Here is a 13,023-nt window from a genome sequence, read left to right as displayed (position 1 = left end):
TTCTTCAGGCCCGGCGCGCGAGCGCGGCGGCCATGCCGGTGTAGCCGGCCGGGGTGAGGGCGAGCAGGCGGTCCTTCTCGGCTTGCGGGATGTCCAGCGATCGCACCAGCGCGTGCAGGTCCTCGGGCCGTACGCTTCGGCCGCGCGTGGCTTCCTTGAGCTTCTCGTAGGCGCCTGCCACGCCGAAGCGGCGCATGACGGTCTGGATCGGTTCGGCCAGCACTTCCCAGGCCTGGTCCAGGTCCTGCGCCAGCGCCTCGCTGTTGAGCTCCAGCTTGGCCAGGCCGATGCCCAGCGAGTGGTAGGCCAGGGCCGCGTAGCCCAGCGCGACGCCCATGTTGCGCAGGACGGTGGAGTCGGTCAGGTCACGCTGCCAGCGCGAGACGGGAAGCTTCTCGGAGAGGTGCCGCAGCAGCGCGTTGGACAAGCCCAGGTTGCCTTCGGCGTTCTCGAAGTCGATGGGGTTGACCTTGTGCGGCATGGTCGAGGAGCCGATCTCCCCTTCGCGTAGCTTCTGCTTGAAGTAGCCGACGCTGACGTAGCCCCAAACGTCGCGCGACCAGTCCACCAGGACGGTGTTGGCGCGCGCCACGGCGTCGAAGAGTTCGGCCATGTAGTCGTGCGGCTCGATCTGGATGCTGTACGGCTGGAAGGTCAAGCCCAGGCCCAGCGGCTCGGGGGACTCGACCACCTTGCGGCTGAAGGCTTCCCAGTCGAAGTCGGGCCAGGCCGCCAGGTGCGCGTTGTAGTTGCCCACTGCCCCGTTCATCTTGGCCATGAGCTTGACGGCGGCGATGCGTTCGCGCGCCTGCGACAGGCGCACCACCACGTTGGCGATTTCCTTGCCCACGGTGGTGGGGCTGGCGGTCTGGCCGTGGGTGCGACTGAGCATGGGCACCTCGGCCCACTGGTGGGCCATGGCGCGCAGTCGGGTGATGAGCGCGTCCAGCGCCGGCAGGATCACCTGCTCGCGCGCGGCCTTCAGCTGCAGGGCGTGGCTGGTGTTGTTGATGTCTTCGCTGGTGCAGCCGAAGTGCACGAATTCGGCCGCCGCGCGCAGCTCCGGACGGGCCTCGAAGCGCGACTTGATCCAGTACTCCACGGCCTTGACGTCGTGGTTGGTGGTCTTCTCGATCTCCTTGATGGCGATCGCGTCGGCTTCGGAGAAATTCTTCGCCAGGCCCAGGAGGTAGGTGCGGGCACCGGGGGACAGCGGCTTGAACTCGGCGAAGCCGGCGTCCGACAGGGCGATGAACCAGCAGACTTCGACCTGCACCCGGCGGTGCATATAGCCCTGCTCGCTCATGATGGGCCGCAGCGGCGCCAGCCGGGCCGCGTAGCGGCCGTCCAACGGCGACAGGGCGGCGATGGTGGAAAGCGTCATCCGGCCGATTGTAGGTGGGGGTCCTCGAGGCGAGAGCCGCTCAGGTGCGGCACTAGAATCGCCTACCGATCTCAACCGAGCCCCCGTCTTCCATGAAACTCATCGGAGCGACTTCCAGCCCCTACGTGCGCAAGGTGCGCATCGTGATGGCCGAGAAAAAGCTGGACTACCAACTTGTGCTGGAAGACGTCTGGGCCGACGACACCGCCATCGCCCACTCCAACCCGCTCGGCAAGGTGCCCTGTCTGGTGATGGAAGGCGGCGAGGCGCTGTTCGACTCGCGCGTGATCGTCGAATACCTGGACACGCTCTCGCCGGTGGGCAAGCTCATTCCCGCGGTGGGGCGCGAGCGTGCGGAGGTCAAGACCTGGGAGGCGCTGGCCGACGGCGTGCTCGACGCCCTGGTGCTGGCCCGCCTGGAGAGGCACTGGGGCGGCCGCAAGGACGGCGAGCGCAGCCAGGCCTGGATCGAGCGGCAACTGCGCAAGACGGACACCAGCCTCAAGGCCATGAGCCAGGGGCTGGCCGACAAGCCCTTCTGCGCCGGCATCCACCTCACGCTGGCTGACGTGGCCGTGGGCTGCGCACTCGGTTATCTGGACTTCCGCTTCCCCGAGATCGCGTGGCGCGCCGACCATCCCAACCTGGCGAAGCTGTACGACAAGCTGTCGCAGCGTCCGAGCTTCCAGGACAGCCAGCCCGCCTGAGCGGATCGAGACACCTTCCCCCATTGGGGGAAGGCAGGGATGGGGGCCGCGCGAGAAGTGGCGCTGCCGGCGCGCGCGGCCCCCACCCCAACCCTCCCCCAGAGGGGGAGGGAGTGGCTACATCCCCGTCACGCGCTTGATGCTGGCCTGGTACAGCCGGAAGGGCAGCAGGCGCAGCGTCTTCATCCACCAGGTGAAGCGGCGCGGGAAGTGGATTTCGAAGCTGCCGTTGTGCCATCCGCGCAGGATGGCCTGCGCCGCCTGCGCCGGCTGCATCAGCGCGGGCATCTCGAACGCGTTCTGCGCGGTCAGCGGCGTGTCGACGAAGCCTGGGTTGATGAGGCTCACGCCGATGCCCTGCGACCGCAGGTCCAGGTACAGCGTTTCGGCCAGGTTGATCAGGGCCGCCTTGGTCGGGCCGTAGCCCAGGCTGAGGGGCAATCCCCGAAAACCCGCCACGCTGCTGACGATGCTCAGGTGACCGCCGCCCTGAGCCAGCAGCCGCGGCAGCACGGCGTCGAGCACGTGCAGCGCGCCGGAGTAGTTCACGCGTTCGTGCCGCTGCATTTCCGAGAGGTCATAGCGCGTCGCGCGTACCGCACGGTAGTAGCCGGCGCAATAAACCACGCAGTCCAGCAAGCCCTCGGGGGCGACCTGGGCCGCGGCGGCCAGGATGGCGGCGCCATCCTCGGCATCGACGGGCAGGGCGACGCTGCCCGGGTGCGCGTCCACGAAGGCCTGCAGGGGCTCGCGCCGACGCGCCGAGACGAACACGCGCGCGCCGCGTGCATGCAGCGCCTCGGCCAGCGACCAGCCGATGCCGCTGGACGCGCCGACGATCCACACGTTGCGCCCGGCCCAGTCCCGCTGCGGCGGGTTCATGGGCGAGAACAGCCAACGGCGTGGCGTGGGCGCCTTGGCGACGAGGGTTCCGGTGCTCATGGCGCGCCCCGCGTCGCTGCGGCGGCCGCGGGCCGCAGCAGCAGGAGGTACAGGCCCAGGCCCGCGAGCAGCTTGAGCGCGCAGGGCAGCAGGGCATAGGCCATGGACAAGGCTGCCAGCGCCTGGGGTTCGCGCGTGCCGGGGCTGTAACCCGCCAGTTCGAGCAGCGGAAGCGCCAGGCCGGCGGCCAGCGCGAGGCTCGCCTTGGCCGCGAAGTTCCACCAGCCGAAGTAGGCGCCCTCGTGCAGCCCGCGGTCGCCGGCCTGGGCGATGGTGCCCGCCAGCACGGCCCCGGGTAGCGCCAGGTCGGTGCCGAGCGCGGCGCCCGAGAGCGCGCACACGACGAGGAACAGCGCGCTGTCACCCGGCCCGAGCGCCAGCGTGCCGCTGAATGCGGCCACCGCCAGACCCATGCCGGCCAGCCAGGTGCGCGCGAGGCCCCAGCGCGGCACGAGCGCGAGCCACGCCGGCATGGCGAGCGCCGCGCAGGCGAAGTAGGTGGCCAGGAATGCCGGCTCCAGCGCGCTGGACGCCTGCAGCCGGTCCTGCACGAAGAACAGCACCAGCGTGGCCGGGATCGCGCTGGCCACCCCGTTGAGTGTGAAGACGGCCAGCAGGCCGCGGAAGGCCGGGCGCCGCAGCGGCAGACTGATGGCCTTGCGTGGCGCCCCGGACCGCGGCACTGGCGTGGCGCCCTGGCGCCAGGCCAGCCAGCCTGCGGCGAGCAGCACGGCGAAGAGCACGGCGGTGGCCGGCAGGCCCCAGAGCGTCGGGGCCACCGAGGCCAGCAGCACGCCCACCAGGCCAAGGCCTTCGCGCCAGCCGACGATGCGGCTTCGCTGGTGTTCGTCGCCTCCGAGCATCGCGCCCCAGGACTGGTGGGCCACGGTGACCGCGCTGAAGGCCAGGTAGGTGACCGTCAGCAGCGCGGCGGCCCAGGTGAGGGCAGCCTGCGGCTCGCGCACCGGCGGCAGCAGCAGCAGGGCGAAGGCCGGCGCGAGCAGCAGGCAGGCGGCGGCGGCGAAGCGCAGCACGGCGCCGGGTGAGCGCGCGAAGCGGCGGTCCACCCAGCGCCCGACGAGGGGGTCGACCACCGCGTCCAGCAGCCGCGTGCCGAGCAGGACCAGGCCGAGCGCCGCCAGCGGCACGCCGAACTCGCGGGCATAGTGGTTGGGCACGATCACGTACAGCGGGAGCGCCACGAAGGCGAGCGGCAGCCCGAGCAGGCCGTAGCGCCAGCCTTCGGAGCGGGTGAACCCGGGCGCGGTGTTCACGGCGTGGTACCCCGCAGCAGTTGCTCGCGCAGCGTGGGCTCTGAGGTGGCCGCGGCCAGCCAGATCGAGAAGAACAGCCGCGCGAAGACCGGGTCGGCCAGCTCGCCGATCGCCTGGCCGTTGTGTAGGAAGAGCACACCCCGGCCGGGCCGGTGCAGGCCTGAAAGGCGCTCGCCGGGCCGAATGTCCGGCAGGAGGCGGGCCAGCTGCTCCTGCCAGCGGGCCGCCGTCTCGGGTGCGAGGGAAGTATCGTGCCGCCGCATTTCCTCCAGCGACACCTTGGCGATGTCCCGCGCGCGCAGCTCGCGCAGATAGGTGAGCGTGAGCATGAACTCGTGCTGCTCGAAGCGCGCTGCGCGAAAGGCCGGCGCCGTCCACAGGGCGGCGTCATAGACCGCGAAGCCCCACCAGGTGAGGCGTCCGCCCCCGGCCCGAAGCAGCTCGCCCGAGGCTTGTGCGAGCTCCGGCGGCCTGGCGGCGGCTTCGCTGGCGGACGCGCCGGCCTGGACGGCCAGGGCCAGCGACAGCCCGAGGGCGGCGGTGTTCAAGGTCTTTGCAGCGTGAACTGCAGCACGTCGATGTCGCCCTGCCCGAAGGCGGCTTCGCAATAGGCGAGATAGAACTCCCATAGCCGGATGAACCCTTCGTCGAAGCCTTGCTGCAGCACCTGGGCCCGGGCCGCCAGAAAGGCGGCGCGCCAGCGGCGCAGCGTCTCTGCGTAGTCGGTGCCGAAAGCCATTTCGTCCACCACCTGCAGTCCCGCGGCCTGCGCTTCGCGGCGGAACTCGCGCGGACAGGGCAGGCAGCCGCCCGGGAAGATGTACTGCTGGATGAAGTCGGTGGAGCGGATGTAGCGGTCCCACAGGCGGTCGTCGATGACGATGCTCTGGATGCAGGCGCGCCCGCCCGGCTTGAGCAGCTTGCGGACCGATGCGAAGTAGGCGGGCCAGTACGCGCGGCCCACGGCTTCGACCATCTCGATGGAGCAGATCGCGTCGTAGGGCCCGTCGTCGATGTCGCGCCAGTCCTGCAGGCGAAGGTCGGCGAGTGGCCCGGCTCCGGCGGCGTCCATGCGCGCCCGGGCGAAGGCTAGTTGCTCCGTGGAGAGGGTCACGCCGGTGATGCGCGCGCCGTGATCGACCGCGCAGGCCTCGGCCAGCGCGCCCCAGCCGCAGCCGATCTCCAGCACGCGGTCGCCGGGTCGCACGCCGGCCATGTGCAGGGCGCGCTGCACCTTCGCATGCTGCGCCTGCGGGAGTGATTGCAAGCGGTCGCCCTGGAACCAGGCCGACGAGTAGTTCATGGTCTCGTCGAGCCAGGCCGCGTAGAAGGCGTTGCCCAGGTCGTAGTGCGCGTGGATGTTGCGGCGGCTGTTGGCGCGCGTGTTGCGCCGAAGCAGGTGACGCAGGCGGTAGAACAGGCGCCCGCTCCAGCGGCCGTGGATCACGTCGTCCAGCGCGCGGCGGTTGATCAGCAGGACGCGCAGCAAGGCGGGCAGGTCCGGCGTCGTCCATTCGCCCTGCACGAAGCCCTCGGCGAAGCCGATGTCGCCCGAGGCCAGCGCGGCGCGGCAGGCATTCCAGTTGCGAAGCGAGAGCGTGGCGTGCGGCGCCTCGCCGCTGCCGAAGCGGCGGCGCTCGCCGTCGGGCAACTGCAGCGTGAGCGTGCCGTGCGCCACGCGGGCAAGCAGTTTCAGCACGGTGCGTGCTGCCGCAGGCGCGCCGTGCGGCCAGGACATGGAGGGGGCGAAGGTCGCCGAGCTTGTCTTCATCGGGTCACGAAGCGGTCGGGTGGGGGAGGTTTGCGGTGGAAGGGAACGCCGCGCGCCCACAGGCGCAGGGCCTGCCAGTGGATGCGCGCGATCACCATCAGCGTCATGGCCGGATGGCGCCACAGGGCGCGCCGCACCGCGGCCCTCGTGAGCGGCTCCAGCCGGCCGGCCACGCTGGTGCACAGCAGCGGGCCGGCGTCGTCGTCGTGTTCGATGCGGGCCACGGTGCGCTCGCGCCCGGGTGTCACCAGGAAGCGGAAGCGGTAGCGGCCTTCGACCCGGCAGAAAGGCGAGACGTGGAAGGCCTTCTGCGCCTGCAGCTCGCGGCCGAAGGCGGGCGCGTCCAGCACGTAGCAGTGGCGTTCGCCAAACGTGTTGTTCACCTCGACCACGATGGCGCGCAGCGCGCCGTCGGCCCGGTGGCAGTACCAGAAGCTCACCGGCTTGAAGGTGTAGCCCAGCACCCGCGGATAGCAGTGCAGCCAGGCTTCGCCGGTGGCGTCGGTGATGCCCTGGGCGTGCAGCAGGCCATCGAGCCAGGCGAGCGCGTCCTCGCCGCCTTCGCCGTGGTCGCGGTCCCAGAAGCTCAGGGCGCCGGCCCGGTTGCGTGGCAACGCCGGCGTCCCGCTCGGGTGCAGGCTGCGCATGGGCAGCATCAGGAAGAAGGTGCGATAGGCGAAGGCGTGCCGGGCCGGCCGCAGGCGCGTGTGCCGGACCTCGCCGAAGCCGATCAGGGCGCCGGCAGTCATGGCGCGGCCGCGAGCGTGGCGGTGGAACCGACGGACGCGCCCGCCTGCGCGAGCAGCTGGCGCGCCGCCGAGAGGCCCGCCTTGAGCCCGTCCTCGTGGAAGCCATAGCCCATCCACGCACCGGCGAACCAGGTGCGCGCCTGTCCCTGCAGACGCTGCAGCCGGGCCTGGGCCTGCAGCGCGGGCCCGTCGAAGACGGGGTGCGCGTACGCGTAGCGGCCCAGCACCCGCGCCGCATCGGGCGCCCGCACCGGGTTCAGCGAGACGATGACGGGCTGTGCCCAGGGCAGGGGCTGCAGGAGGTTGATGAGGTAGTGCAGGCACACGCGGGATGCCTGCGCGCCCGCAACGTGTTCGTAGTTCCAGGCAGCCCAGGTCGCGCGGCGCGCGGGCAGCAGCGCGGCATCGGTATGCAGCACGGCTTCATTGTCCTGGTAGCGGATGGCGCCCAGGAGCTCGCGCTCCTGCGGGCTGGCGTCGGCGAGCAGGGCCAGGGCCTGGTCGCTGTGCGTGGCCAGCACGACCTGGTCGAAGTGCTCCCAGCCGCCCTCGGTGCGCAGCCGCACGCCGTCGCCGCTGCGGATCACCGCCTGCACGGGCGTGCGCAGGCGCGCATCGGACAGTTGCGCGACGATGCGCTCGACATAGCGGCGCGAGCCACCGGTGACCGTGCGCCAGGGCGGCCGGCCGCTGACCTGGATCAGCCCATGGTTGTGGCAGAAGCGGATCAGGCTGCCCACCGGGTAGCGCAGCATCTGTTCGGTCGGGCAACTCCAGATGCAGCCCAGCATGGGCAGCAGGTACCAGTCGCGGAAGGCCTGCGAGAAACCATGGGCCGCGAGGAAATCGCCCAGGGGCTGCACCAGGGCGATGTCGGCGTGCGCCTGGGCGATCCGTGTGGTGATGCGGTTGAAGCGCAGCAGGTCCCACAGCATGCGCAGGAACTGCGGCCGCAGCAGGTTGCGGCGCTGCGCGAAGACGGTGCCAAGGCTGCTGCCGCTCCACTCCAGGGCCGGGGACGCATCCGGGTGTCGCACCTGCACGGAGAACGACATCTCGGTGCGCGTGCTGGGCACCTGCAGCGCATCGAAGAGCGCGATCAGCCCAGGGTAGGTGCGCTCGTTGAAGACGAGGAAGCCGGTGTCAACGCCCTGCGTCAGCGGCCGGCCGTCGGGGCCGGGCAGGGTCACGTCCACCGTGTGGGCGTGGCCGCCGAACCAGTCCGATGCTTCGAACAGCGTCACGGCGGCATGGCCGTTCAAGGCCTGCGCGGCCGCCAGTCCGGCGATGCCCGAGCCGACGACGGCGACCCTCATCGGCGCGCTCCGCGCCCGGGACTGCGAAAAGAAAGATGCTGCGAAGCGCCCTGGAACGAAAGAGGGAGGGAGGGAGGAGGAGAAGAATCGCCCCAGGATTTCAGCCGGGCCCGAAGGCGCCGGAAGGCTCCGCAGCAGGAACCGGTCAACCCCCAGTGCCTGCTCCCAGCGCCGATGGACACCCCCCGTCGGGCCAGGGTTCCCGCTGGGATGGCGCGGACGAGGTAAGAGTTTGTGACCATGCCTGATGTCGAGTGAACTGGTTGGTATGGAGTATGACTGCGCGGTATCGATAGCGCAAGTCCGTCGCGGCGACGGGTTATGCGCCCACGGGCGCTTCGCGCGCGCCGCTTAAAATTCACGCAACCACGTCTTCCTCATGCTTTATCCCGAACTTTTCAAGCAGCTCGAGTCCGTCCGCTGGCACATGGACAAGGACATTCCCTGGGACCGCTTCGATGCGTCCCTGCTCTCCGACGAGCAGGCCCAGACCATCAAGATGAACGCCATCACCGAGTGGGCCGCCCTGCCCGCCACGGAGATGTTCTTGCGCGACAACCGCGACGACAGCGACTTCTCGGCCTTCATGTCCATCTGGTTCTTCGAGGAGCAGAAGCACTCGCTGGTGCTGATGGAGTATCTCAAGCGCTTCCGTCCGGACCTGGTGCCCACCGAGCAGGAACTGCACGAGATCCGCTTCGAGTTCGAGCCGGCGCCCGCGCTGGAGACGCTGATGCTGCATTTCTGCGGCGAGATCCGCCTGAACCACTGGTACCGCCGCGCGGCCGAGTGGCACACCGAGCCGGTCATCAAGCAGATCTACACCACCCTGAGCCAGGACGAAGCCCGCCATGGCGGCGCCTACCTGCGCTACATGAAGCGCGCCATCGCGCGTTGCGGCGACGAAGCCAGGGCCGCCTTCGCCAAGATCGGCGTGCTCATGGCGAGCGCGCGTCGCACCGCGCAGGCCCTGCACCCGACCAACCTGCACGTGAACAAGACCCTGTTCCCGCGCGACACCATCCAGAGCCGCCTGCCCGACCCCGAGTGGCTGGAGCACTGGCTGGACAAGCAGATCGCCTTCGACCTGCAGTGGGAGAACAAGGTGGTCGAGCGCATCCTGCACAACCTGGGGCTGCTCATGGACCGCAGCTTCAAGAACGTGCAGGAGCTCAATCGCTACCGCAAGGAGTTGACTGCCAGCCTCGCGGCGGGCGCTCTGCGCGAGGCCAGCGCGGCGTGAGCCTGGCGGGCTCCGGGGCCGGCGCGCCCGCCCCGATCGCCTTCCTGCGCAAGCTCGTGCCGCGCGAGCGCGCGGCCGAAGCGGCGGCGCGGCTGCCCCGGCCCGTGGTCTTCACCAACGGCGTCTTCGACGTGCTGCACCGCGGCCACGTCACTTACCTCGCCCAGGCCCGGGCCGAGGGAGCGAGCCTGGTGCTGGCGCTCAACACCGACGCCTCCGCGCGTCGCCTCGGCAAGGGTCCGGACCGCCCCCTCAACAACGAGCAGGATCGCGCCGCCATGGTGGCGGCATTGGAGTCCGTGGACCTGGTGACCTGGTTCGACGAGGACACCCCGGTGCAGCTCATCGCCGAGTTGCGGCCCGACGTGTACGTCAAGGGCGGCGACTACGACATGCGCCGCCTCGCCGAGACCACCCTGGTGGAAAGCTGGGGCGGCCGCGCGCTGGCGATTCCGTTCGTCGAGGGTTACTCCACCACCTCGTTCGTGAAGCGCGTCCGAGGCGCCTGAGCGCCTCCCTCAGCCGGCGCTCGCACGCTCTTCGTGCCGCCGGCCGCGCAGCCGCGCGACCATGCGGCGCACGAAGTGCTCCACGTCGTCCACGTACGTGAACACCACCGGGATCACCAGCAGGCTCAGCACCGTGGACGTGATCAGGCCGCCGATGACGGCAATGGCCATGGGCGAGCGGAAGCTCGGGTCCGCCGCGCCCCAGCCCACGGCGATCGGCAGCATGCCGGCGCTCATGGCGATGGTGGTCATGATGATCGGGCGGGCGCGCTTGTGGCAGGCGTCCAGCAGCGCCTCCAGGCGGCTCATGCCGTGGTCGCGGCGGGCGACGATGGCGTACTCCACCAGCAGGATGGAGTTCTTGGTCGCGATGCCCATGAGCATGATCAGGCCGATGAGCGAAGGCATGGAGAAGCTGGCATTGGCCGCCAGCAGCCCCACGAAGGCCCCGCCCAGTGACAGCGGCAGCGCCGCGAGGATGGTCACCGGGTGCAGGAAGTCCTTGAACAGCAGCACCAGCACGATGTAGATGCACAGCACGCCCGTGAGCATGGCCAGGCCGAAGCTGGCGAACAGCTCGCCCATGACTTCCGCGTCGCCGATCTCCACCACGCGCACCCCGGCCGGCAGCTTGCGGATGGAGGGCAGCTCGTCCACCACCGCCTTGACCTCGCCCAGGGGCAGGCCCGAGAGTTCGACCTCGAAGTTGATGTTGCGCGAGCGGTCGTAGCGGTCGATCACGGCCGGTCCGCCGGTGAGGTCGAAGCGGGCCACCTCGCCCAGCGGCACCGGGCCGCGCGCGCCCGGCACCTGCAGGCGCTCCAGCAGGGACAAGTCCTGCTGCGCCGACTCGGCCAGCTTGACCACGATGGGCACCTGCCGCTGCGAGAGGTTGAGCTTGGGCAGGGCCGCGTCGTAGTCGCCCACGGTGGCGATGCGCAGCGTCTCCCCGATGGCTGCGCTGGTCACCCCCAGGTCGGCTGCACGGGCGAAGTCCGGGCGCACGGAAATCTCCGGCCGCACCAGGCTGGCGGTGGAGGCCACGCTGCCCAGGCCCGGGATGGTGCGCAGGTCGCGCTCGACCGCGCGCGCCGCCGTGGCCAGGGCCTGCGGGTCCTCGCCGGTGAGCACCAGGATGTACTTCTCGCCCGAGCCGCCCAGCCCCACCTTGCTGCGCACGCCGGGCAGGGCCTCCAGCGCGCCGCGGATCTGGTTTTCGATCGGCTGCTTGCGCGGGCGCTCGCTGCGTTCGGCCAGCAGCACCGTGAGCGTGGCCTTGCGCACCTCGGCCGCGCCCCCGGCGGCGAAGGGGTCCCCGCCGGCGCTGCCGCCGCCGATGGTGGTGTAGACGCTCTGCACGTGCGGCACGCGTCCGATCAAGGTGCGCGCCTGTTCGGCGGCATTGCGCGTCTGCGCCAGCGTGGAGCCCGGCGGCAGCTCCAGGTACACCTGGGTCTGGGAGTTGTCGTCCGGCGGGATGAAGCCCGTGGGCAGCAGCGGGATGAGCGCCACCGAGCCGAAGAAGAACAAGGTCGCCAGCACCATGGTCGTGACGCGATGGCGCAGGCACCAGCGCGCCGCGCCCATGTACGCGGCCAGCCAGCGCGGCTCGCGTTCGGCGGTGACGATGGGCTTGAGCAGGTAGGCCGCCATCATGGGCGTGAGCACCCGCGCGACCACCAGCGAGGCGAACACCGCGAGGGACGCCGTCCAGCCGAACTGCTTGAAGAACTTGCCGGCCACGCCGCTCATGAAGGCCGTGGGCAGGAACACAGCGATCAGCGTGAAGGTGGTGGCGATCACGGCCAGGCCGATCTCGTCGGCGGCTTCCATCGCGGCCTGGAAGGGGCTCTTGCCCATGCGCAGGTGGCGCACGATGTTCTCCACCTCCACGATGGCGTCGTCCACCAGGATGCCGACCACCAGCGACAGCGCCAGCAGCGTCACCACGTTGATGGAAAACCCCAGCAGGTACATGCCCAGGAAGGCCGGGATCACCGACATGGGCAGGGCTACCGCCGACACGAAGGTCGCGCGCCAGTCGCGCAGGAACAGCCACACCACCAGCACCGCGAGCAGCGCGCCCTCGTACAGCAGCTTGAGCGAAGCGTCGTACTCCTGCTCCACCGGCGTGACGAAATCGAAGGCCTGCGTGAGCTCGATGTCCGGGTGGGCGGCGCGCAGTTCGGCGAGCGCCGTGCGCACGCCCGCGCCGACCTCCACCTCGCTCTCGCCCTTGCTGCGCGCGACCTCGAAGCCCACCACCGGCCGGCCGTCCAGCAGCGCCGCCGAACGCGGCTCGGCGTAGCTGTCGCGGACGGTGGCGACGTCGCCGATGCGAACCGAGCGGCCGCGCGGCACCGGGACGCGGATGTCCGCGACCTCACCAGCGGTGCGCACCGTGCCCAGGGTGCGCACGGGCTGCTCGCCGCTGCCGAGCTCGGCGCGTCCGCCGGCCACCTCCACCTGCACCTGCCGCAGCGCGCGCGAGACGTCCGCCGCGGTCACGCCCAGGGCCAGCATGCGCTGCGGGTCCAGGTTCACCTGGACTTCGCGGTCCACGCCACCCACGCGCTTGACGGCGCCCACGCCCGGCACGGCCAGCAGCTTGCGCGAGACCTCGTTGTCCACGAACCAGGACAGCGCCTCGGCATCCATGCGCGGCGAGGCGATGGCGTAGGCCAGCACCGGCTGGCCGGCGAGGTTCAGCTTGTTGATGACGGGGTCGCGCAGGTCCGAGGGCAGGTCGGCGCGGATGGCCGCGACCGCCGAACGCACGTCGTCGACGGCTTCCTGCGTGGGTTTTTCCAGGCGGAATTCGGCCGTGATGGTGGCCACGCCGTCCTGCACCTTGGTGTAGATGTGCTTGAGCCCCTGGACGGTCGCCAGGGCGTTCTCGATCTTGCGCGCGACGTCCGTTTCCATCTGCGCCGGCGAAGCGCCCGGCAGCGCCGCGCTGACGCTCACCGTGGGCAGGTCGATGTCCGGGAAGTTCTGCACCTTCATCGCCTTGAAGGACAGCAGCCCTCCGAAGGTGAGCAGCACGAAAAGCATGGCCGCCGGAATGGGATTGCGGATCGACCACGAGGAGACGTTCATCATCTTGGAAGCCTTGGTCCGGCGCGGCC

Annotated in this window: 11 protein-coding genes; 3 read left to right on the top strand and 8 right to left on the bottom strand. The window is 70.5% G+C overall.

What is annotated here, in order from left to right:
• Positions 1-4: 4 nt before the first annotated feature.
• Positions 5-1,384 (bottom strand): adenylosuccinate lyase, encoded by a 1,380-nt coding sequence (gene purB / locus EZ242_RS15645; RefSeq protein ID WP_135286115.1) that lies wholly within the window; start codon positions 1,382-1,384, stop codon positions 5-7.
• A 92-nt stretch (positions 1,385-1,476) separates the two neighbouring features.
• Between purB and EZ242_RS15640 the strand changes: the two genes are divergently transcribed.
• Positions 1,477-2,091 carry a glutathione S-transferase family protein gene (locus EZ242_RS15640; protein ID WP_135286114.1) on the top strand — a complete coding sequence of 205 codons (615 nt, stop codon included), beginning with the start codon at positions 1,477-1,479 and terminating at the stop codon, positions 2,089-2,091.
• A 117-nt stretch (positions 2,092-2,208) separates the two neighbouring features.
• Here EZ242_RS15640 and EZ242_RS15635 read toward each other — a convergent pair whose 3' ends face one another.
• From EZ242_RS15635 to EZ242_RS15610, 6 genes are read right to left on the bottom strand one after another with little or no spacing between them, the layout of a single operon-like run.
• Positions 2,209-3,033, bottom strand: coding sequence for an SDR family NAD(P)-dependent oxidoreductase (locus tag EZ242_RS15635; RefSeq protein WP_205960668.1), 825 nt, complete (start codon positions 3,031-3,033; stop codon positions 2,209-2,211).
• Positions 3,030-4,307, bottom strand: coding sequence for an MFS transporter (locus EZ242_RS15630; protein WP_135286113.1), 1,278 nt, complete (start codon positions 4,305-4,307; stop codon positions 3,030-3,032). Before EZ242_RS15630 ends, EZ242_RS15635 begins: the two co-directional genes overlap by 4 nt.
• Positions 4,304-4,855, bottom strand: a complete 552-nt coding sequence (locus EZ242_RS15625; protein ID WP_240787114.1) for a chalcone isomerase family protein — start codon at positions 4,853-4,855, stop codon at positions 4,304-4,306. The genes EZ242_RS15630 and EZ242_RS15625 overlap by 4 nt, the downstream gene beginning before the upstream one ends.
• Positions 4,852-6,078, bottom strand: coding sequence for an SAM-dependent methyltransferase (locus EZ242_RS15620; protein WP_135286111.1), 1,227 nt, complete (start codon positions 6,076-6,078; stop codon positions 4,852-4,854). Before EZ242_RS15620 ends, EZ242_RS15625 begins: the two co-directional genes overlap by 4 nt.
• Positions 6,075-6,827, bottom strand: coding sequence for a DUF1365 domain-containing protein (locus EZ242_RS15615; protein ID WP_135286110.1), 753 nt, complete (start codon positions 6,825-6,827; stop codon positions 6,075-6,077). The genes EZ242_RS15620 and EZ242_RS15615 overlap by 4 nt, the downstream gene beginning before the upstream one ends.
• Complete coding sequence (locus tag EZ242_RS15610) at positions 6,824-8,143, bottom strand: NAD(P)/FAD-dependent oxidoreductase (protein WP_135286109.1); 1,320 nt, start codon at positions 8,141-8,143, stop codon at positions 6,824-6,826. Before EZ242_RS15610 ends, EZ242_RS15615 begins: the two co-directional genes overlap by 4 nt.
• A 379-nt stretch (positions 8,144-8,522) precedes the next feature.
• Here EZ242_RS15610 and EZ242_RS15605 point away from each other — a divergent pair, with 379 nt between their 5' ends.
• Positions 8,523-9,386, top strand: a complete 864-nt coding sequence (locus tag EZ242_RS15605) for a ferritin family protein (protein WP_135286108.1) — start codon at positions 8,523-8,525, stop codon at positions 9,384-9,386.
• 35 nt (positions 9,387-9,421) lie between these two features.
• On the top strand, positions 9,422-9,895 hold the full coding sequence (gene rfaE2 / locus EZ242_RS15600) for a D-glycero-beta-D-manno-heptose 1-phosphate adenylyltransferase (RefSeq protein ID WP_135286374.1): 474 nt from the start codon (positions 9,422-9,424) through the stop codon (positions 9,893-9,895).
• A gap of 9 nt (positions 9,896-9,904) precedes the next feature.
• Here the strand turns inward: rfaE2 and EZ242_RS15595 are convergent, their stop codons facing one another.
• Entirely contained in the window at positions 9,905-12,994 is a 3,090-nt protein-coding gene (locus EZ242_RS15595) for an efflux RND transporter permease subunit (RefSeq protein ID WP_135286373.1), read from the bottom strand.
• Positions 12,995-13,023 lie beyond the last annotated feature (29 nt).

Origin of the sequence: Ramlibacter rhizophilus (genome assembly GCF_004681965.1) — a bacterium.
In the GTDB taxonomy this organism is placed as follows: domain Bacteria; phylum Pseudomonadota; class Gammaproteobacteria; order Burkholderiales; family Burkholderiaceae_C; genus Ramlibacter; species Ramlibacter rhizophilus.
This window is presented reverse-complemented; position numbering and strand designations above follow the sequence as displayed.